The organism is Streptomyces sp. CB01635 (assembly GCF_002803065.1).
Lineage (GTDB): Bacteria > Actinomycetota > Actinomycetes > Streptomycetales > Streptomycetaceae > Streptomyces.
Genome location: NZ_NNBL01000004.1, coordinates 369,290 through 388,305, shown reverse-complemented (window position 1 = coordinate 388,305; position 19,016 = coordinate 369,290). Strand labels below are relative to the sequence as shown.

General features: G+C 71.4%; 15 protein-coding genes and 1 pseudogene. 5 read left to right on the top strand and 11 right to left on the bottom strand.

Annotated features, from left to right (window positions below):
* Nucleotides 1-122: 122 nt before the first annotated feature.
* Nucleotides 123-1,253 (top strand): hypothetical protein, encoded by a 1,131-nt coding sequence (locus tag CG723_RS16700; RefSeq protein WP_100594187.1) that lies wholly within the window; start codon nt 123-125, stop codon nt 1,251-1,253.
* Nucleotides 1,254-1,295: 42 nt separating this feature from the next.
* On the opposite strand, the gene CG723_RS16695 is transcribed toward CG723_RS16700, so the two are convergent.
* The 3 genes from CG723_RS16695 to CG723_RS16685 all read right to left on the bottom strand — a co-directional run bounded on the left by CG723_RS16695 (nt 1,296) and on the right by CG723_RS16685 (nt 5,066).
* Nucleotides 1,296-2,450, bottom strand: a complete 1,155-nt coding sequence (locus tag CG723_RS16695) for a serine hydrolase domain-containing protein (RefSeq protein ID WP_100594186.1) — start codon at nt 2,448-2,450, stop codon at nt 1,296-1,298.
* A 144-nt stretch (nt 2,451-2,594) separates the two neighbouring features.
* Nucleotides 2,595-4,397: a TIGR03767 family metallophosphoesterase gene (locus CG723_RS16690; RefSeq protein WP_100594185.1), complete on the bottom strand. Its 1,803-nt coding sequence runs from the start codon at nt 4,395-4,397 to the stop codon at nt 2,595-2,597.
* 213 nt (nt 4,398-4,610) lie between these two features.
* Nucleotides 4,611-5,066 (bottom strand): NUDIX hydrolase, encoded by a 456-nt coding sequence (locus CG723_RS16685; RefSeq protein ID WP_100594184.1) that lies wholly within the window; start codon nt 5,064-5,066, stop codon nt 4,611-4,613.
* A 276-nt stretch (nt 5,067-5,342) separates the two neighbouring features.
* Between CG723_RS16685 and CG723_RS16680 the strand changes: the two genes are divergently transcribed.
* Nucleotides 5,343-8,657 carry a S8 family serine peptidase gene (locus tag CG723_RS16680; protein WP_100594329.1) on the top strand — a complete coding sequence of 1,105 codons (3,315 nt, stop codon included), beginning with the start codon at nt 5,343-5,345 and terminating at the stop codon, nt 8,655-8,657.
* A gap of 109 nt (nt 8,658-8,766) precedes the next feature.
* On the opposite strand, the gene CG723_RS16675 is transcribed toward CG723_RS16680, so the two are convergent.
* Both CG723_RS16675 and CG723_RS16670 read right to left on the bottom strand, forming a co-directional pair.
* Nucleotides 8,767-9,621, bottom strand: coding sequence for a hypothetical protein (locus CG723_RS16675; protein WP_100594183.1), 855 nt, complete (start codon nt 9,619-9,621; stop codon nt 8,767-8,769).
* Nucleotide 9,622: 1 nt separating this feature from the next.
* Nucleotides 9,623-10,144, bottom strand: coding sequence for a sigma-70 family RNA polymerase sigma factor (locus CG723_RS16670; RefSeq protein ID WP_100594182.1), 522 nt, complete (start codon nt 10,142-10,144; stop codon nt 9,623-9,625).
* Nucleotides 10,145-10,334: 190 nt separating this feature from the next.
* Between CG723_RS16670 and CG723_RS16665 the strand changes: the two genes are divergently transcribed.
* On the top strand, nt 10,335-11,351 hold the full coding sequence (locus tag CG723_RS16665) for an aspartate-semialdehyde dehydrogenase (RefSeq protein ID WP_100594181.1): 1,017 nt from the start codon (nt 10,335-10,337) through the stop codon (nt 11,349-11,351).
* Between the two features lie 47 nt (nt 11,352-11,398).
* Here CG723_RS16665 and CG723_RS16660 read toward each other — a convergent pair whose 3' ends face one another.
* On the bottom strand, nt 11,399-11,914 hold the full coding sequence (locus CG723_RS16660; protein ID WP_100594180.1) for a DUF1203 domain-containing protein: 516 nt from the start codon (nt 11,912-11,914) through the stop codon (nt 11,399-11,401).
* A gap of 124 nt (nt 11,915-12,038) precedes the next feature.
* On the opposite strand from CG723_RS16660, the gene pepN reads away from it, so the two are divergent.
* Nucleotides 12,039-14,609: an aminopeptidase N gene (gene pepN, locus CG723_RS16655; protein WP_100594179.1), complete on the top strand. Its 2,571-nt coding sequence runs from the start codon at nt 12,039-12,041 to the stop codon at nt 14,607-14,609.
* Nucleotides 14,610-14,678: 69 nt separating this feature from the next.
* Here the strand turns inward: pepN and CG723_RS16650 are convergent, their stop codons facing one another.
* Nucleotides 14,679-15,122, bottom strand: coding sequence for a hypothetical protein (locus CG723_RS16650; RefSeq protein ID WP_100594178.1), 444 nt, complete (start codon nt 15,120-15,122; stop codon nt 14,679-14,681).
* On the opposite strand from CG723_RS16650, the gene CG723_RS46215 reads away from it, so the two are divergent.
* Entirely contained in the window at nt 15,115-15,279 is a 165-nt protein-coding gene (locus CG723_RS46215) for a hypothetical protein (protein ID WP_159032466.1), read from the top strand. The two genes, CG723_RS16650 and CG723_RS46215, sit on opposite strands and share 8 nt — an antisense overlap.
* 71 nt (nt 15,280-15,350) lie before the next feature.
* On the opposite strand, the gene alc is transcribed toward CG723_RS46215, so the two are convergent.
* The 4 genes and pseudogenes from alc to CG723_RS16630 form a co-directional block, all read right to left on the bottom strand.
* Nucleotides 15,351-16,499: an allantoicase gene (gene alc, locus CG723_RS16645; RefSeq protein WP_100594177.1), complete on the bottom strand. Its 1,149-nt coding sequence runs from the start codon at nt 16,497-16,499 to the stop codon at nt 15,351-15,353.
* 89 nt (nt 16,500-16,588) lie between these two features.
* Nucleotides 16,589-17,494, bottom strand: coding sequence for a LysR family transcriptional regulator (locus CG723_RS16640; RefSeq protein WP_100594176.1), 906 nt, complete (start codon nt 17,492-17,494; stop codon nt 16,589-16,591).
* Nucleotides 17,495-17,498: 4 nt separating this feature from the next.
* Entirely contained in the window at nt 17,499-18,464 is a 966-nt protein-coding gene (locus CG723_RS16635) for a DMT family transporter (RefSeq protein ID WP_100594175.1), read from the bottom strand.
* Between the two features lie 40 nt (nt 18,465-18,504).
* Nucleotides 18,505-18,942 (bottom strand): annotated as a pseudogene (locus tag CG723_RS16630) (DMT family transporter); the annotation flags it as partial.
* Nucleotides 18,943-19,016 lie beyond the last annotated feature (74 nt).

Sequence of the window (19,016 nt, the reverse complement as noted above, 5' to 3'; positions counted from 1 at the left end):
CGTCGCCCAACCTGCCCTTCTCGGCAGTCGAACGCCCGTACTTTAGGGCAGGCTTGTCCCTTTTTGTCGACGGGCGTGTAACAGGGGTTAGGAGCCCGGGCGGCGCCGGGAATGGCCGGGTCATGAACCACAACACCCCGCTGTCCCCCCACCCCCTCCAGCACCTCGACGACGGCCGGCAGCGCGTGCTGAGCGCCGCCCAGCTCAAGGCGCACGGGGTCAACTCCGCGGCCCTGAACGAGCAGTGCCGGCCCGGCGGCCCCTGGCAGCAGCTCCTTCCCGGCGTGTATCTGCTCCACCCCGGCCGGCCCACCCCCGACGAGCGGCTGCACGCGGTCCTCCTGTACGCGGGCCGCCCCCAGACCCGTACCGCTGTCGCCGTGCCCACGCAGACCACCCCCGGCGAGCCGCACCCCCCGCAGGCCGCGCCCCAGGCCCCGTACGCCAACGCGATGGTCACGGGTCTTGCCGCACTGGCCCTGCACCGCTTCGTCTCCGTTCCCCCGCTGCTCTCCCTCGACCGGATCGATGTCATGGTGCCGCGCACCCGGCGGCTGCGCTCGACCGGCATCGCGCGCCTCGTGCGCAGTCACGGGATGCCGACGCCACAGCGGATCTCGGGGGTGCCGGTGGCGCCGGTGCCGCGCGCCCTCGCGGACGCCGTTGCCCAGCTCGACGATGCGGGGGCGGTGCGGCGCCTGCTCACCGAGGCCGTCCGCGACGGGCACTGCGAACCCGCCGTCGTGGTGCGGGAGTTGAACCAGGCCAGGCTCCTCACCCGCCCGCACGTCATCGACGCCGTGGACTCGCTGCTCGCCGAGGGGCGCGCCATCGCCGAGGACCGGATGTACGAGATGGTGCGCGAGTACGGCCTGCCCGACCCGCTGTGGAACGTGGACCTGCGCCTGCCCGGCGGGCCGCACCTCGGCGGCGTCGACGCGTACTGGCCCGACCAGGCCGTCGCCGTGGAGCTGGACACTTCCCCAAGCTCTCGGATTCGCTCGAGCAACGAAGGCCCCAACGCGCCCCGGCACGGGCTGCGCCCGGAGCTCCAGGAGGAGAGCGACGGCCTGGAGTGGTCCGAGTACGCCCGCAAGCGCGAGCACCTGGAGCGCCTCGGGATCACCGTCGTCCACATCACGCCGCGCAAGCTGCGCGAGTCCCTCGAACAGCAGGCGACGGTCGTACGGACCGCGCTGATGGCATCCGTGGACCGGGAACCGGCGGCGTATGTGATGGTGCTGCCTCACTGAACACCGCCGGGCCACGGCCCCTCAACCAGTCGGCCAGGTCGGCTACTTGGGACAGAACTCCGCCTCGATGACGGCCTGGCTGTCGCCGGTCCAGTCGCCGTTGAAGTTGAACGCGAGGGTGTGGCGGCCGTCACGTGTGGTCACGGCATTCGAACTGGAGCCGTGGATGCCGCCGCTGTGGCCCCAGATCTCCTTGCCGCAGCTCAGCTTCTGCCGCATGAGGGCGAGACCGTAGCCGACCTCGGGCTCGCCCTTCCCCGTGGGCACGGGGACCGTCTTCTTCATCTCGGCGAGCTGCGCGGCGGGCAGCAGCCGGCCGCCGAGGAGCGCCGAGTAGAAGCGGTTCAGGTCCGCCGAGTCGGAGATCATCTCGCCGGCCGACGAGGCGAGGGTCGGGTTGAGCTCCGTGACGTCGTACGTCTTCTTGTCCGGGTCGTCGGGGAACTTGGAGTAGGCGCGGCTCGCCGGGCGCGGCACGGTGACGGTGGTGCCGGGCAGGCTGGTGGCGCGCAGGTGGAGGGGCTCGATGATGCGGTGGCGGATCTCGTCCGCGTAGGAGTGGCCGGTGACCTCCTTCACGACCATGCCGGCCAGCACGTAGTTGGTGTTGGAGTAGTTCCAGGACGTGCCGGGCGCGAAGTCGGGCTTGTGGGCCATGGCGACCTGCACGAGTTCGCCGGGTGACCAGGTGTCGTAGCGGTGCTTCAGGAAGCCGTCGCGGGAGAAGACGGTCTGCTGAAAGCCCTTGTCCGCCGTGACGTCGTAGATCCCGCTTGTGTGGTTGAGCAGCTGGCGGACGGTGATCTTCCTGCCGTCGTGGCCGTGGCCGGTGACGACGCCGGGCAGCCACTGGTCGACGGTGTCGTCCAGGCTCAGCCTGCCCTCGGCCTCCAGCTGGAGGAGGACCGTCGCGACGAACGTCTTGGTGATGCTGCCGACGCGATAGCGGTCCCGGTCGCCGCGCGGGGTGTCCGTCCGCAGGTCACCGAGGCCCGACGTGCCCTTCCAGGTCCCGTACTTGTCCGTCGCCTGCCCCGTCACGCCGGGCACACCCGCCGCGACGGCGGCGTCCATGGCCTGCTGCGTCGCCCCGTGTCCGTCCTTGGCCGGCGCATCGGCGAGAGCGGGGGTCGCGAGCGCCCCCGCCGTCACCGACACCACTACGGCCACACCCACCAGGCCGGTACGCACTGACATCCCGTGTCTCCTTCGCCGATGTTCTGCAGCTGTGTGCGCTGCGGTCGACCTGGGGGACTCGGGTGTCACGGGCAGGGGTTGAGGACCATGATCGGGTTGGGCGAGATCAGGCCGTTCTCAGGCCTTGCGTCTCGACCCTGCGTCTCAGGCCTTGCGCAGGACGAGTTCCGTGTTGCGGTCGCCGGGGGTGCCGGAGAGGGTGGCGCGGGATCCGGGGGCGTTGAAGGAGAGTTCGCGGTAGAGGGCCGCGAGACCGGTCTGGCTGAGGTCGGTGAAGTCGGTGCGGTGCGGGGCCGCGGACTCGATGAGCGTGGTGAACAGGGAGACCGTGCCGTCGTGGTTGTCGGTGATCTCGATGATGCGGGCCAGCTGCGGGAAGTCGACGTGGGACGCGGTCGAGATCTCCCAGAAGGAGCGGCCTTCGGGGCCCGCGTGCGGGGTGATGGCGTTCTTGTGGCTGTGGCCGTTGACCCAGGCCAGGACGCTCCGGTGGCGGCCGAGGAGCGCGAGGAGCTCGTCGCCGCCGTGCCGGGCCTCGCCGGGGTGGTGCGGGTCCTGGCGGAGGTTGCGCATGGTCTTGCTGGTGTGGTGGCTGAAGACGAGGACGTGGGAGTCCCCGTTCTTCTCGTTGTCCTTGAGCGTGCGCTCCAGCCAGTCGAGCTGGGCCGTGCCGATGGAGCCCTCGTAGTGGCCGCCGGGGTCCGTCGTGTCGAGGCTGATGCCGAGGATGTCGTCCGAGACGCGGAAGGCGTAGTACTGGGTGCCCGCGTCGACGTTGGCCTGCGTGTAGCCGTGGCCGTGCGGGCCCGGGCCCAGGTGCGCCGGGTCGAGGTGGGCCTTGAGGTACTCGGCCGGGGTGAAGGGGGCGCGGGACTCGTCCGGGGTGACCGAACGCATGTGGCGGGCCTGGGACTTGAGGAGTTCCCTGAAGCCGTGGCCCTTGGGGTCGCCGCCGTTCTTCACGTTGTCCCAGATCGCCTTGCCTGCGGAGTCCGGCAGCTCCATGAGCTTGCGCCCGCCCACCGCGAATTCGGCGAAGAAGGAGTCGCCGGGCGCGTAGCAGCCGCCGGGCAGCGCGTCGTGGTTGCCGACGGTCGAGTACCAGGGCAGGTTGAGGCCCGGGCTGCGCAGCTCACCGATCGCGGCGTCCAGGAAGCCGTGGATGCGGGGGAAGCCGAGCTGCTTGTCGGCGTCGCGCAGGGCGGCGTCCGGGTGCCAGTACAGCTTGAGGCCACTGTCCTGCACGCCTTCGTAGCGGCGCGGGTCGCCGGTGTTCGGGGTGATGCGCCCGCCGCTCATCGCCTTCAGGAACCAGTCCAGCTCCGACTTGGCGTTGTTGTCCGTGTTGTCGCCGGTCGTCATGACGAAGTGCAGGGGTGACGCGGTGACGGGCGCCCCGCGCAGCGCGTTGACCCGCTCCACGAGGGAGACCGCCCCGGCGACGGACAGGGACTCCTGGGGGCGCCAGGCGCTTGCGGTCTGCGAGCGCAGGTACTCGTAGCGCAGGGGGTGCTGTACGTCGACCAGGTGCAGGTCGGTGAACTGGACGAACGCGGCGAGCGCGGTGCGGCGGCCCTCACGTCCGGACTTGGCGGACGCGAGGTCGCCGCGGACGACGCGCTGCCAGGCGGGGCCGTCACCGAGGCGCCGGTAGCCCGCGCCGGCCGGGGCCGCGGCGACGGATCCGAGAGTGGTGCCACGCGTGTAGGGCGCGAGCGGCGCGGCGGGCGCCCGGCGGGAGACGGCGGCCGGGACCGGCCCCGAGGACGCGGGGCCCGCGGCCGCGCTGCCCGAGCCGGGGCCGAGTGCGTAGCCGATGCCGGCCGTCAGGGAGACGGCTCCGGACGCGGCGAGGAAGGTGCGGCGGTCGAGTGCCGAGGCGATGGAGGCGGCCTTGGCGGCGGTGGCTGATGCAGCGGTGTCGGCGACAGAGCGTATGCGCGGCATGGCGCGGTCTCCCCGAGTGCTAACGCGTCGGCAGTGGTCGCGGGGCGCTCGCCGTGGCAGAACTACCCGCTCGTACTGGATCGTTGACATCGGGGATGACCTGCGCGTTAACGCGGCGGCAACGGGCAACGCCGATCACGCCACGTGGATCACCGACCACCCTGCGCGGCCATGAACGCCTCTTGTGCCGGAGGGGAGCCGGTCACTCCATGTTCACTTTTCGGGGAAGACGTGGCCCGCGGCGGGCCGCTCGCGCCACAGTTCGAGACCCACGTCGACGAGTTCGACGCGGGCGAGACGGGGCACGTCGTCGAGGGCGTGCCAGGCGGCCATGTCGGTGGAGCCGTTCACTTCGTGGCGCAGTTCGCCGCCGGTGATCCGGCCCTCGTAGACGAGGCGCAGGCCGTGGAAGTCGGCGACGGCGCCGAGCTTGCGCGGGTATCGGCGCAGGACGGAGTGGACGCCGAGGAGAGTGCCGGGTTCGACCACGTAGCCGGTCTCCTCGTCGAGTTCGCGGATCACGGTGTCGTACGGGTCCTCGCCGTGGTCCATGCCTCCTCCGGGCAGCGTCCAGCGTCTGGTGCCGTCGCCGGCCACCCAGCGGGCGAGCAGCACCTGCCCGTCCCGTACGCAGACTGCGTAGGCCGCGACCCTCAGTTCCCTGTGCACACGGTGACGTTATGCGGTCCACGGCGGGTCGGGGTGGTGAACGTGCGGGTCGATGACGCGGCGGGCGGCTCTCCTCACGGGGCGTGTGCGCCACACCCCGCCGTGCGCGATTCCCTGAACGCCCCGCTTTGTCCGCGATGACGTATGGCGGAAGTACGCCATGACCTGATCACGTCACGGGCAACTCTCCCCAAACAGGCGCCACTTACGTAAAGCTGACCGGTCATCCGGCACCGAATTCCGGACCCTTTCCGACCTTTACGTACAGGGATGCTGATGACCCTCGATCCCCAGCGCGCACCGATATCCGGAGCGAGACGGGCGGCCCGGCTCGCGGCCGCCGCCGGCCTCGTCGCAGCGCTCACCGCCGCCGGGCCGATACCCCTGGCCTACTCCGCGGACGCGGACACCACTCCGTCGACCGACGCACCCGTCAAGTCGGCCGGTGACAAGCTCGGTTCGTCCGACGCACAGCTCCTCGACCAGGCCGAGGCGGCCGGCGACAAGAACGTGACCATGATGGTCGCGACCGCGCCCGGCGCGACCGAGCAGGTCGCGCACCAGCTCGACGCCGTCAAGGGCGGCTCGGTCGGCCGGACCTACGACAAGCTCGGCTACGTCCGTGCCACCGTGCCGACCGCCAAGGCGGACGCCGCGATCAAGGCGGCCGAGAAGCTCTCCTCCGTGCAGGGCATCGACCTGCGCCACGAGATCGAGCTCGACGACCCGACCCCGGCCGGCGACACCGCCAAGGGCTCGAAGGGCGCCGAAGGCTCCTACGCCGCGCCCGGCAAGAACACCCCGTCGAAGAACCCGTACAACCCGTCCTTCGAGACGGGCGCCGTCGACTTCGTGAAGGACAACCCGAAGGCCGACGGCCGCGGCGTCACGATCGGCATCCTCGACTCCGGTGTGGACCTCGGCCACCCGGCGCTCCAGAAGACCACCACCGGCGAGCGCAAGATCGTCGACTGGGTCACCTCGACCGACCCGCTCGTCGACGGCGACGCCACCTGGCGCGCGATGGTCACGAACGTGTCCGGGCCGACGTTCACGTTCGGCGGCCGGACCTTCAAGGCCGCGGCCGGCTCGTACCAGGTCTCGACGTTCAAGGAGTCCGCCACCACCGGCGGCGACGCCAAGGGCGACCTGAACCGCGACGGCGACACCACCGACTCCTGGGCCGTCCTCTACGACGCCAAGGCCGGCACGGTCACCGTCGACCTGAACGACAACGCCGACTTCACCGACGACACCCCGATGAAGCCGTACAAGGACGGCTACCAGATCGGGTACTTCGGCAAGGACAACCCGGCGACCGACGTCGTCGAGCGGATCCCGTTCGTCGTGGAGATCCGCAAGGACGTCCCGATGGACCCGCTGGGCGGCGACTGGACCGGCAAGAAGGCCGACTTCGTCAACATCGGCGTCATCGAGTCCGAGCACGGCACGCACGTCGCGGGCATCACCTCCGCCAACGGCCTGTTCGGCGGGAAGATGAGCGGTGCCGCGCCCGGCGCGAAGATCGTCTCCTCGCGCGCCTGCACCTGGTCCGGCGGCTGCACCAACGTCGCGCTCACCGAGGGCATGGTCGACCTCGTCACCAAGCGCGGCGTCGACATCGTCAACATGTCGATCGGCGGCCTGCCCGCCCTCAACGACGGCAACAACGCGCGCTCCTTGCTCTACAAGCGCCTCATCGACGACTACGGCGTCCAGCTCGTGATCTCGGCGGGCAACTCCGGCCCCGGCGCCAACACCATCGGCGACCCCGGCCTCGCCGACAAGGTCATCTCCGTCGGCGCCTCCATCTCCAAGGAGACCTGGGCGTCCAACTACGGCTCGGGCGTGACGAAGTCCTACGCCATGATGCCGTTCTCGTCGCGCGGCCCGCGTGAGGACGGCGGCTTCACGCCGACCATCACCGCGCCCGGCGCCGCGATCAACACGACGCAGACCTGGCTGCCGGGCTCCCCGGTCGCCGAGGCGGGCTACAGCCTGCCGGCCGGCTACTCGATGCTCCAGGGCACCTCGATGGCCTCCCCGCAGGCCGCGGGCGCCTCGGCCCTGCTGCTCTCCGCCGCCAAGCAGAAGCACATCGCGCTCACCCCGGCGAAGCTGCGCACGGCGCTCACCTCGACCGCGAAGCACATCAGCGGCGAGCAGGCGTACGCCGAGGGCTCCGGCCTCATCGACATCGTCGACGCGTGGAAGTCCATCAAGCGCGGCGCGGGCGCCCACACCTACACGGTGAAGGCCCCGGTCGACACCGCGATCGACTACGCGCTCCTGGACCCGGGCTTCGGCACCGGCATCTACGACCGCGAGGGCGGCCTCAAGGCCGGCCAGAAGAAGACCTACGACGTCACCGTCACGCGCACGTCGGGCTCTGACCGCGCGGTCCGCCACGAGCTGTCCCTCAAGAACAACTCGGGCTCCACGTTCCGCATCCTCGGCGACGACACCGTCTCGCTGCCGCTGAACAAGCCGGTCACCGTCAAGGTGCAGGCCGCGCCGAAGAGCGCCGGTCTGCGCAGCGCCATCCTTGAGGTGGACGACCCGCGCACCGAGGGCGTCGACCAGCAGGTCATGGCGACCGTCGTCGTCGCGACGCCGCTCGCGAAGCCGTCCTACACGTTCTCGGACTCCGGCTCCGTGCAGCGCAACAGCACGAAGTCGTACTTCCTGACGGTCCCCGAGGGCGCGAAGTCCCTCGAGGTCGCGATGGGTGGTCTGAAGGACAAGAGCCAGACCCGCTTCATCTCGATCCACCCGTACGGCGTCCCGGTCGACGACACGTCGACCCCGAGCTGCTACCCGAACTACAACCCGGACAACGTCTGCCGCCCCGACCTGCGTTCGTACGCGGACCCGCAGGCCGGCGTCTGGGAGATCGAGGTCGAGGCGCGCCGTACGTCGCCGCAGCTCGACAACCCGTACAAGCTGGACGTCGCCGTGCTCGGCGCGGCCTTCGACCCGGCCGTGCAGACCGTCCCCGAGGCCAAGGTCGGCACCCCGGCCGCCGTCTCCTGGAAGGTGACGAACAAGTTCGCCGCGCTCGACGGCAAGCTGAAGGGCGGTCCGCTCGGCTCGTCGAAGACCGCGCGCCCGGCCATCAAGGAGGGTGACACGCAGACCAGCACGGTCGTCGTGCCCGAGGGCGCCGAGCGTCTGGACGTCGCCATCGGCGGCGTCTCCGACAACGCCGCCGACCTGGACCTGACGGTCTACGACCAGGACGGCAACCAGGTCGGGCAGTCCGCCGACGGCGACTCCGAGGAGGCCGTCAGCATCAGCAAGCCGGCCGCCGGCACGTACACCGTCGAGGTCGTGGGCTACTCGGTCCCGTCCGGTTCGACGGACTACGACTACCGCGACGTGTTCTTCTCCCCGACGCTCGGCCAGGTCAAGGTCGACGAGGCGAAGTCCGTGAAGCTCGGCAACGGCGACACGACCCAGGTCACCGCCGAGGTCGTCGCCGCGGCGGCCGCGCCGGAGGGCCGCGAGTTCTTCGGCGAGGTGCAGCTCCTGAACGGGCGCGGCACGGTCGCCGGGCTCGGCAGCGTGAAGATCGAGAAGGTCACGCCGTAACGGTGTGAGCCGGTAGTCCGGTAACGGCGGGGGCGGGCGTCCTGAGGGGCGCCCGCCCTTTGCCGTTCCCTTCCCGTCCTTCCCTTCGCCCTCCCGTTCGTACGAGCTGTCACACGCCCGGGCCGGGGGCCTTCGAGCACTTCAGGGAGCGGGAGCCGGGCAGCGCGTTGACGACCATGTCGCGCAGGGACGCGCGGTCCTTGGCCTTCGTGGCCCAGTTGTCCGGGTACTGCTCGCCCTTGGGAATGCTGATCAGCGTGCGGTCGCCCGGCTTCAGGCGCGGGTCGACGTCGTGATCCATCCGGAAGGTGACCTTCTCCGGCCCCTTGGCAGGCTTGTAGTAGCGAGTCACGGTCAGCGTGATCGTGTCGCGTTCCGCGCCGTGCACGGGCTCGACGCGGACGACGGTGCCCTCGACGATGAGCCGCGAGCACGCCACGAAGCCCTCCGGGGTGACGTCCCCGCCCTCCTCGCCGCTCTTTCCCTTGGCGCCGGCCTTGGCGTCGCCCGCGGACTTGTCGCTCGCGGATTCGCTCACCCCGGCGCCTCCGTCGATCGCGAGCCACGCGAGCCCGCCCAGCATCCCCACGGCGCACACCGCGGCGAGCGTCTTGACCGCGACGACCAGGGGCCGGAGACCCGGCCGCATCGGAAACACGGTCACGGGCGCGAGCGGCTTCACCGGCGCGGACTCGGGAGCCGGCCCGGGCCCGGGAGCCGGCGCAGGCTCGGGAGTCGGCACAAGCTCCGGTGCCGGTGGGGGTGCCGGTGCCGGTGCCGGCTCCGGCCTCGGCTTCGCCCGCGCGGCGAGCGCGTCCCCGATCCCCCGCACCTGCTCCGCGAGCAGCGCGACGTCGGCCTCCGCCGCCGCGTGCGCGGCCACCACCGCGGGGTCGGCCGCGTCCTCCTGGGGCAGCGGCTCCCCCGTGAGCGCCAGCATCAGCGCGCGGTCCTCGTGCTCCATGTCACACCACCTCCCCTTCGCGCAGCCGCGCCCGCAGCATCCGTACCGCCGTGTGCAGCCTGCTCTTGACCGTGCCCTCCGGTATGCCCAGCTCCTCGGCTATCGCCCGCACCGGGAGATCCGCGTAGAACCGCAGGACGACGACCTGGCGCTGGGTGTCCGGGAGCTCGTCCAGTCCCTGCGCCACGGCCAGCGAGAGGACCCGCGACTCGGCGCCGTCCTCCGCTCGCTGCTCCTGGCGCAGGGAGGCGAGGCGCTCGCCGAGCCGTTCCTGGCGGCGGCGGGCCCGGTGCCAGTCCATCGCGAGGTTCGAGGCGACGACGGCGGCCCACGCCGACACGTCGCGCGGCGCCTCGTCACCCCGCGCGGCCCGTTCCAGCAGCCGCAGGCGCACCTGCTGCACGCCGTCCTGAAGGTCGCCGTGCGGTACCCCGCCCAGCGACAGGACGGCCCGCACCCGGTCCTCCTGCGCGGCATCCAGCGGATCGGCCGCCTCCGCGCGGCGCGTTCTTCTGCGCAGCAATGCCCCTCCCCCTGGCTCTCCCGTGTTTCCCCTAGGACGCCGGGGCAGCCGGAAACGTTCGCACCGTGAGACAGGGATGAATGTGGCGTCCCGCACCTCGCACAATGGATTGGACAAGGCGGCCGGGGACAGACGCATCATGGAGCGGCACCCCCGCTGTTCTGTTCGTGTACATACGGAGGAAAACCCTGTGAAGGTCGGAATCGTCGGAGCCACCGGTCAGGTCGGCACGGTCGTGCGCAAGATCCTCGTCGAGCGGGACTTCCCGGTCGACGAGCTGCGCCTGTTCGCCTCGGCCCGCTCGGCCGGGACGGTCATCGACGGTGTGACGGTGGAGGACGCCTCGACGGCCGACTACACGGGCCTCGACATCGTCATCTTCTCCGCGGGTGGCAGCACCTCCAAGGCGCTCGCCGAGAAGGTCGCCGCGCAGGGCGCGGTCGTGATCGACAACTCGTCGGCCTGGCGCAAGGACCCCGAGGTCCCCCTGGTCGTCTCCGAGGTCAACCCGCACGCGATCGCGAACCGCCCCAAGGGCATCATCGCCAACCCGAACTGCACGACGATGGCCGCGATGCCGGTCCTGCGTCCGCTGCACGAGGAGGCCGGCCTCGAAGCGCTGGTCGTCGCCACCTACCAGGCGGTCTCCGGCTCCGGTCTCGCGGGCGTCGCCGAGCTGCACGGCCAGGCGCAGAAGGTCGTCGCCGAGGCGGACAAGCTCACGCACGACGGCTCCGCGGTGGAGTTCCCCGAGCCCCAGGTCTACAAGCGCCCCATCGCGTTCAACGTGCTGCCGCTGGCCGGTGCCATCGTCGACGACGGCCTGAACGAGACGGACGAGGAGCAGAAGCTCCGCAACGAGTCCCGCAAGATCCTCGAGATCCCGGGCCTCAAGGTCTCCGGCACCTGCGTGCGCGTCCCGGTCTTCTCCGGGCACTCGCTGCAGATCAACGCCCGCTTCGCCCGTCCGCTCTCCGTCGAGCGCGCCACGGAGCTCCTGTCCGGCGCCCCCGGCGTCGAGCTCTCCGACATCCCGACGCCGCTCCAGGCCGCGGGCCAGGACGCCTCGTACGTGGGCCGCATCCGCGGTGACGAGACCGTGGAGAACGGTCTGTCGCTGTTCGTCTCGAACGACAACCTCCGCAAGGGCGCCGCGCTGAACGCGGTGCAGATCGCGGAGCTGGTGGCGGCCGAGCTCAAGGGCTGACGGCCGCCCCCTTCCGGACGCCCGCACCTTCCGGACCCGCGGCCGTTCTACGACTGCGGCCTGCGCACCTCGAACTGGAAGCAGCCGTACTCCAGGGCCCGCACGTGGACGAGCGCCACGTGCGGGTCGCCGAACGCCTCGGCGAACGCCGCGTCGAAGCCGGCCGTCGCGTCCTGCGGGATCTCCAGGAGGCGCCCGCCGACGATGTGCCCCTCGGCGTTGTAGCGGCGCACGGTGCGCAGGGCGCCGGGCCGGTCGAAGGGGTAGCCGCCGGCGTCCGGCGCCGGCCCTTCGCAGTCGTCGGCGTGGACGAAGACCGGTCCCTGCTCGTCGTACGCGCCCGGGTGCGCGCCCGTGGCCTCGCTCCAACGCCGCAGCGGGGCGTACGAGACGAGCGCGATCCGCTCGCCGGGCTCGACGGAGCGCAGACAGCAGCGCAGCGGGGACCCGACCGCCGCGTCGTCGGTGGCGGTGAACGCGACGCAGGGGCGGCCCGCGTCGTCGGTGTCCCGCAGTTCCTTGAGGGTGGCCGGTGCGATGGGCTGTGCCGTGTACGTGGTCATGTACGCAAGGCTCGTCCCGCGCGCGCGGGTTCACCGGCGGAAAACGGACATCGCGCTCTCCGCTTCCCTCGTGGAAGGATGACCGGAACGTCACAAACGTAGACCGGATCTAGGAGATGACCGCGTGCCTGGCACCAATCTGACCCGTGAAGAGGCGCAGCAGCGGGCGAAACTGCTCGATGTCGAGTCGTACGAGATCGATCTTGACCTCTCGGGAGCGCAGGAGGGCGGCACCTACCGGTCCGTGACCAGCGTGCGGTTCGAGAGCGCCGAAGCGGGTGCCCACACGTTCATCGACCTGGTCGCCCCGGCGGTCCACGAGGTCGTCCTGAACGGGCATTCGCTGGACGTCGCCGCCGTGTTCCGCGACTCGCGGATCGAGCTCAAGCACCTGGAGGCGGGGCCGAACGAGCTGCGGGTCGTCGCCGACTGCGCGTACACCAACACGGGTGAGGGTCTGCACCGCTTCGTCGACCCGGTCGACCAGCAGGCCTATCTGTACACGCAGTTCGAGGTCCCGGACGCGCGCCGCGTCTTCGCCTCCTTCGAGCAGCCGGACCTCAAGGCCACCTTCCAGTTCACCGTGAAGGCGCCGACGGGCTGGACGGTCATCTCCAATTCCCCGTCTCCGGAGCCGAAGGACGACGTCTGGCACTTCGAGCCGACGCCGCGCATCTCCACGTACATCACGGCTCTGATCGTCGGCCCGTACCACTCGGTGCACTCCTCGTACGAGGGCCCGGGCGGGCAGTCCGTGCCGCTCGGCATCTACTGCCGGCCCTCGCTCGCCGAGTTCCTCGACTCGGACGCGATCTTCGAGGTCACGCGGCAGGGCTTCGACTGGTTCCAGGAGAAGTTCGACTACGCGTACCCCTTCGCCAAGTACGACCAGCTCTTCGTGCCGGAGTTCAACGCGGGCGCGATGGAGAACGCGGGCGCGGTCACCATCCGCGACCAGTACGTGTTCCGTTCGAAGGTGACGGACGCGGCGTACGAGGTGCGTGCGGAGACGATCCTGCACGAGCTGGCCCACATGTGGTTCGGCGACCTCGTGACGATGGAGTGGTGGAACGACCTCTGGCTGAACGAGTCGTTCGCCACCTACACGTCGATCGCCTGCCAGGCGTACTCGCCGGACAGCCGCTGGCCGCACTCGTGGACGACGTTCGCCAACTCCATGAAGACATGGGCGTACCGGCAGGACCAGCTGCCCTCCACGCACCCGATCATGGCCGAGATCCGCGACCTCGACGACGTCCTCGTCAACTTCGACGGCATCACGTACGCCAAGGGCGCCAGCGTCCTCAAGCAGCTCGTCGCGTACGTCGGCATGGACGAGTTCTTCCAGGGCGTGCAGGCGTACTTCAAGCGCCACGCGTACGGGAACACGCGCCTGTCCGACCTGCTCGGCGCGCTGGAGGAGACCAGCGGGCGCGACCTGACCGCGTGGGCGAAGGCCTGGCTCCAGACGGCCGGCATCAACATCCTGCGCCCGCAGATCGAGACGGACGCGACCGGCGTCATCACGTCCTTCGCCATCCAGCAGGAGGCGCCCGCGCTCCCCGCCGGCGCCAAGGGCGAGCCGACGCTGCGCCCGCACCGCATCGCGATCGGCCTCTACGACCTCGACGACGACAGCGGCAAGCTGGTGCGCGTGGAGCGCGTCGAGCTGGACGTCACTGCCACCGAGCTGACCCAGGTCCCGCAGCTGGCCGGCAAGCGCCGCCCGGACGTGATCCTCCTCAACGACGACGACCTGTCGTACGCGAAGGTCCGCCTGGACGAGGAGTCGCTCGCGTTCGTCACCGAGCACCTCGGCGACTTCGAGTCGTCCCTGCCGCGCGCCCTGTGCTGGGCCTCCGCCTGGGACATGACGCGCGACGCCGAACTGCCCACCAGCGCCTACCTGGAGCTGGTCCTCTCGGGCATCGGCAAGGAGTCCGACATCGGCGTCGTGCAGTCCCTGCACCGCCAGGTGAAGCTGGCCATCGACCTGTACGCGGCCCCCGTGGGACGCGACGGGGCGCTGGCGAGCTGGACCGAGGCGACGCTGGCGCACCTGCGGGCGGCGGAGGCGGGCAGCGACCACCAGCTGGCGTGGGCCCGCGCGTTCGCGGCGACGGCCCGCACGCCGGAGCAGCTGGACCTGCTCGAGGCGCTCCTCGAAGGCACGCAGACCATCGAGGGCCTGGCCGTCGACACGGAGCTGCGGTGGGCGTTCGTGGAGCGGCTCGCTGCGGTCGGCCGCTACGACGAGCCGGAGATCGCGGCGGAGTACGAGCGGGACCGGACCGCGGCGGGCGAGCGCCACGCGGCGACGGCCCGCGCGGCGCGCCCCACCGCCGAGGCGAAGGCGGAGGCCTGGGCGTCGGTCGTCGAGTCCGACAAGCTCCCGAACGCGGTCCAGGAAGCGGTTATCGCCGGCTTCGTCCAGACCGACCAGCGCGACCTTCTCGCCCCGTACACGGAGAAGTACTTCGCCGCGGTGAAGGACGTCTGGGAGTCCCGCTCCCACGAGATGGCCCAGCAGGTGGCGATCGGCCTGTACCCGGCGATCCAGATCTCCCAGCCCACCCTGGACGCAACGGAATCCTGGCTCACCACAGCCGAACCGAACGCGGCCCTGCGCCGCCTGGTGTCGGAATCGCGGGCGGGCGTGGAGCGTGCGCTGCGGGCGCAGGGGGCTGACGCGTAGTCCGTCACCGCCTGGTCCACGAGGGGCGCCCCGCCACGTGCGGGACGCCCCTCCCCTTTTGCCGCGTCCTCAGGCCAGTTCGCGGGCGATCGCGAGCATGGTCTGCATGTGCAGGTTCGTCTGCGCCGTCAGCGGCACCCAGCGGGGCTCGTACTGGCGCTCCGTGTCCTCGCACCACTCTCCGACCAGGCCGTCGAGCCGGGCCGCGACGGCCGCGTCCGCGGGCGCCGGCCGCTCGCCCAGGGCGCCCCGCAGCATGGCCGCGGCGCGCAGCGGGGCGCGGCGGGCGGAGATGCCGAGGGAGACGGAGTTGCCGACGGTGGCGGCAAGTTCGGCGGCGCCGAGTTCACGCGCGTCGTACGACGTCCAGGTGTCGACGATGCCCGGGGCGACCTCGATGAGTTCCTGGGCGGCGGCGAGGGGAACCGGCGGGCGGGGCCGATCCCAGCCGGGAGCTCCCCGAGCACGAGCGCCGGGCCGTGCGCACGTACAGCGTGGTGCTGACGTGGGCACAGCTCTGTGTCTTCTGTTCCTCGCGGCGGTCACCCTGCCGGCCGACGTGACCCTCTTCGCCCGGGCAGTCGGCGGCCTGGGACCTGATCACTCATGGACGCGGAACCTCGACGCCGCGGCAGTCGTCGCCGCACTCGGCGGGATGCATCTCCTGTGACTGCGCACCTGGTGGCTCCGACGCCGTGCGACGCGGCGGGGCCGAGTGGATGCCCCGCCGCGCTCCGTCGGTCAGGCCTCGGTGCGGCCGTAGCGGTCCCGCAGGGCGTCGCGGCCCGTTTCCGTCAGGGAGCCGTGCAGGCGCATCCGGGCTACGCCGCCGTCCGGGAAGGCGTCCAGGCGTACGTGGGTGGCTACGGCCTGGGCGGCGAGTTTGAAGCGGTGGAGGGTGTCGGGCTGGAGGCGGGTGCGGGGGATGATTTCGAACCACTCGCCCGTGTCTCCGTTGCGGCCGCTCAGGGCGATCCAGCCGGCCGAGTTTCCCTTCAGGTACGCCGTGTCGATCTCCACCGCGCGGATCGCGCCCTGCGCGGCGAGGCGGAAGCGGACCCAGTCGTTCGTGCCGTGCACCCGGCGCCTGCGGTTCTCCCAGCCGTCGTCCATCTTGCGGGACGTGCCGGGCAGGATGATCTGCGTCGGCGAGGAGTAGAACTTGTCGGACGCGTCCTCGTACGTACCGCCGTTGAGGACCGAGAGCAGGTCGAACGTGCCGAGCAGGTCGAGCCACTCGGGGTCCGGGACCACCTCGCCGTGCACGCGCAGGCGGGCCACACCGCCGTCGGGGTGCTGGCAGAGGCGGAGGTGCGTGTAGCGGCGTTCCGACGTGATCGTGAAGCCGTTGGCCGCGTGGCCGCGCACCGGCGTCGGGGCGATCAGCTCCTCCCACTTCACGTCGGCCGCGGTGACGTCCTCGGGGCTCGGGGAGCCTTCCACGCACGCCGCCTGGACGCTGATGCGCTGCGGGTAGTTGCCGCGGAAGTGCGCGGTGTCCACGACGATGCCGCGGATCACGCCGGGCGCGCCGAGCCGGACGATCGCCCAGTCGTGGTCCTCGGGCGCGGGGAAGGGGGACTCGGCGGTGCCGCGGCGGCGGCGGGTCTCCCAGCCGTCCATGATCTTGCCCTTGTGCCCGAAGTGCTCGGGGTCGAACACCGCGGGCTCGCGGACGAGGAGGTTCTCGCGCTGGGCGAAGAACTCGTCGTTCGCGGCGATGACTCCCGCGCCCAGGCGCCGGTCGGCGAGGTCCACCAGCTCCGCGTAGCTCTCGGTGTCGCCGAAGTGGCGGTAGTCGGCGTACGGGTCGCCGCCGGCGTAGGGGGCGGCGTCGTTGGCGTGCGGGTCCCCGTGGGCTTCGAGCGGCGTGGCATCAGATGTCGTCATACGTCCACTGTCGGACCCGCCGAGCGCTTAGGTCCATCGAAACTTTTCGACAAGTACGTTCAGGTGAACTGAATGGTCGGGTCCTGACATCAGCGTTCCGCCGCGGCTTCCCTCAGGGCTTCCAGCACCCTCGACACCGCCGGCGCCTCCTCCGACCCGCTGCGCACCGCCGCCACCACGTGCCTGACCGGCCGGTCCTCGCCCAGCGCGCACATCACGACGCCCTCTCGGCCCGCCGCCGCCATGCGCGGGACCAGGGCGATACCCATCCCCGCCTCGACCATCGCCAGGATCGCCGTCCAGCCGGCCGCGCTGTGCGCCTGCTCGGGTACGAACCCGGCGGCCTCGCACGCGGCCCGCGTGATCTCCGACCAGGGTCCGGAACCGCCGAAGATCCAGTGCTCGCCGGCCAGCTCGGCCAGGCGCGGGCCCGCCGCTCCCGCCAGCGGATGCCCGGTGGGCAGGGCCACGTCGAGCGGGTCGGCGAGCAGCGGCATCCGCGTGAACTTGGGGTCCCGCGCGGTGGGCGCGTGCGCGGCGAGCGACAGGGCCAGGTCCACGTCACCGGCCGAGAGCAGCTCGTACGCCTCCGCGGCCTCGGCCTCGCGCACGCGGACCGCGATCCCGGGGTGGGCGGTGCGCAGGGCACGTACGGCGGGCACCACCAGGGCGGGCACGGCGGTGGAGAACGCGGCGACCCGCACCTCCCCCGACTCGCCCTGCAGATACGCGTCCAACTCCGCGTCGGCTCGCTCCAGTTGGGCGAACACGGCTTCGGCGTGCCGCAGGACGAGGTGGGCGGCGTCGGTGAGGCGTACACGCCGCCCGTGCGCCTCCAGGAGCGGCACGCCGAGCTGTTTCGCCAGGTTGGTCAGCTGCTGCGACACGGCCGACGGGGTCATGAGCAGCGCCTGCGCGGTGGCCGTGACGGTCCCCCGGTCCCGCAGGGCCCGCAGGATCGCGAGCTTCTTGATGTCCCAGTCGGTGGCGCGCATGGGGTCAACGTATCCGGGTCTCGCCCCGGGTCGCGGAGCCGAGGGCCACCCCCGCCAGGATCAGCGCCATGCACGCGATCTGCAGCCCGCCCATGGCCTCGCCGAGGACCGCGTACGAGAGCAGGGCCACGCACACCGGCTGGAGGTAGTAGATGACGCCGGCGCGGGCCGCGCCGATCTGGGCGATCGCCTTGTTCCACGCGAGGAACGCGACGGCGGACGACACCACACCCACGTACAGGAGGGGCGAGACCGTCGCCGCCGTCGGCTCGAAGCCGCCCTGGACGGCGAGGCTGACGAGGAACACCGGCAGCAGCATCAGCGCGCCGAGCACGAACGTCGCGAAGAGGAACGCGGGCCCGCCGATCTCCGCCGGCCGGCGCCGCAGCAGCGCGCTGTACGAGCCGAAGCAGACCGCCGCCGCGACCACCCACAGGTCGCCCGCCGTGAAGTCCGGCGCCAGGGAGCCCTTGCTGACCAGAAGCAGGACCCCCGCGCACGCGATGACCGTGCCGGTCACCCGGCGGGCCCCGAGCCGCACCCCGCCGAGGCGTTCGTACGCCGCCATCAGGACGGGCGACGCGGCCATGATCATGCCCATGTTCCCGGCGGACGTCGTCATCGCCGCCTGGTTGACGAGCGTGTTGTAGACGGTCACGCCGAGCATCGCGGCGAGCAACAGGAAGCGCAGGTGGGCGCGGAGCAGTGCCCGCTGCCGCCAGGCGGAGCGCGCCGCGAACGGCGCCACCGCGGCGATCGCGATGATCCAGCGCCAGAACGCGTGCTGGATCGGGGGCACGCTGTCGTGCAGCGCGCGGGAGGTGACGAAGCTGCCCGACCAGACCACCGTGGCGAGCAGCGCGAGCGCGAGACCGGTGCCGAGCCCGTTGCCGGCGCGGCGCCCTCCTGCTCCTCCACCTCCCGATGCGGCCTTCTCGGCGCTGGTGGTTGTCCGGTCCAGGACCGCCATCCCGTATCCCCTCCTGAGCTGTGATCCGGCTACGACCCGACTACCGTCGCAGCCCCCCACCCATCAGGTCCATCGAAACTTTCTGCTCCTTCTCTTCAGTAGAACTGAAAGGTTGGGCCGTGAAGCGGGTGAAGCGGCGGCCCGGGGCGGGCGCTGGCCCAGCAGCGTCGCGCCGAACGCCAGCGCCATGCCCACCAGCTGCACCGGCGTCAGCGCCTGCCCGAGCGCCGCCCAGCCGATGACCGCCGCCGTCAGCGGCGAGAGCGGGCCGAGGAACGTGACCTGCGTCGCGGTCAGGCGGCCGATGCCGCGGAACCACAGCCAGTACGCGACCGTCGTATTGGCGAGCGCCAGGTACACGTAACCCGCGACGGCCCGGCCGTCCAGCCGGGGGCGCGCCCTCGACGAGGAAGGCGAGCGGGGCGATGAGGAGGCCGCCGGCCGTGAGCTGCCAGCCGGTGAGCGCCAGCGGGCCAACTCGCCGACCTGCTACGTCAGTTGATGGCGGGCGCACAGCCCTCCTGAAGCCGGACCGCCCCAGATGCCCCGGCG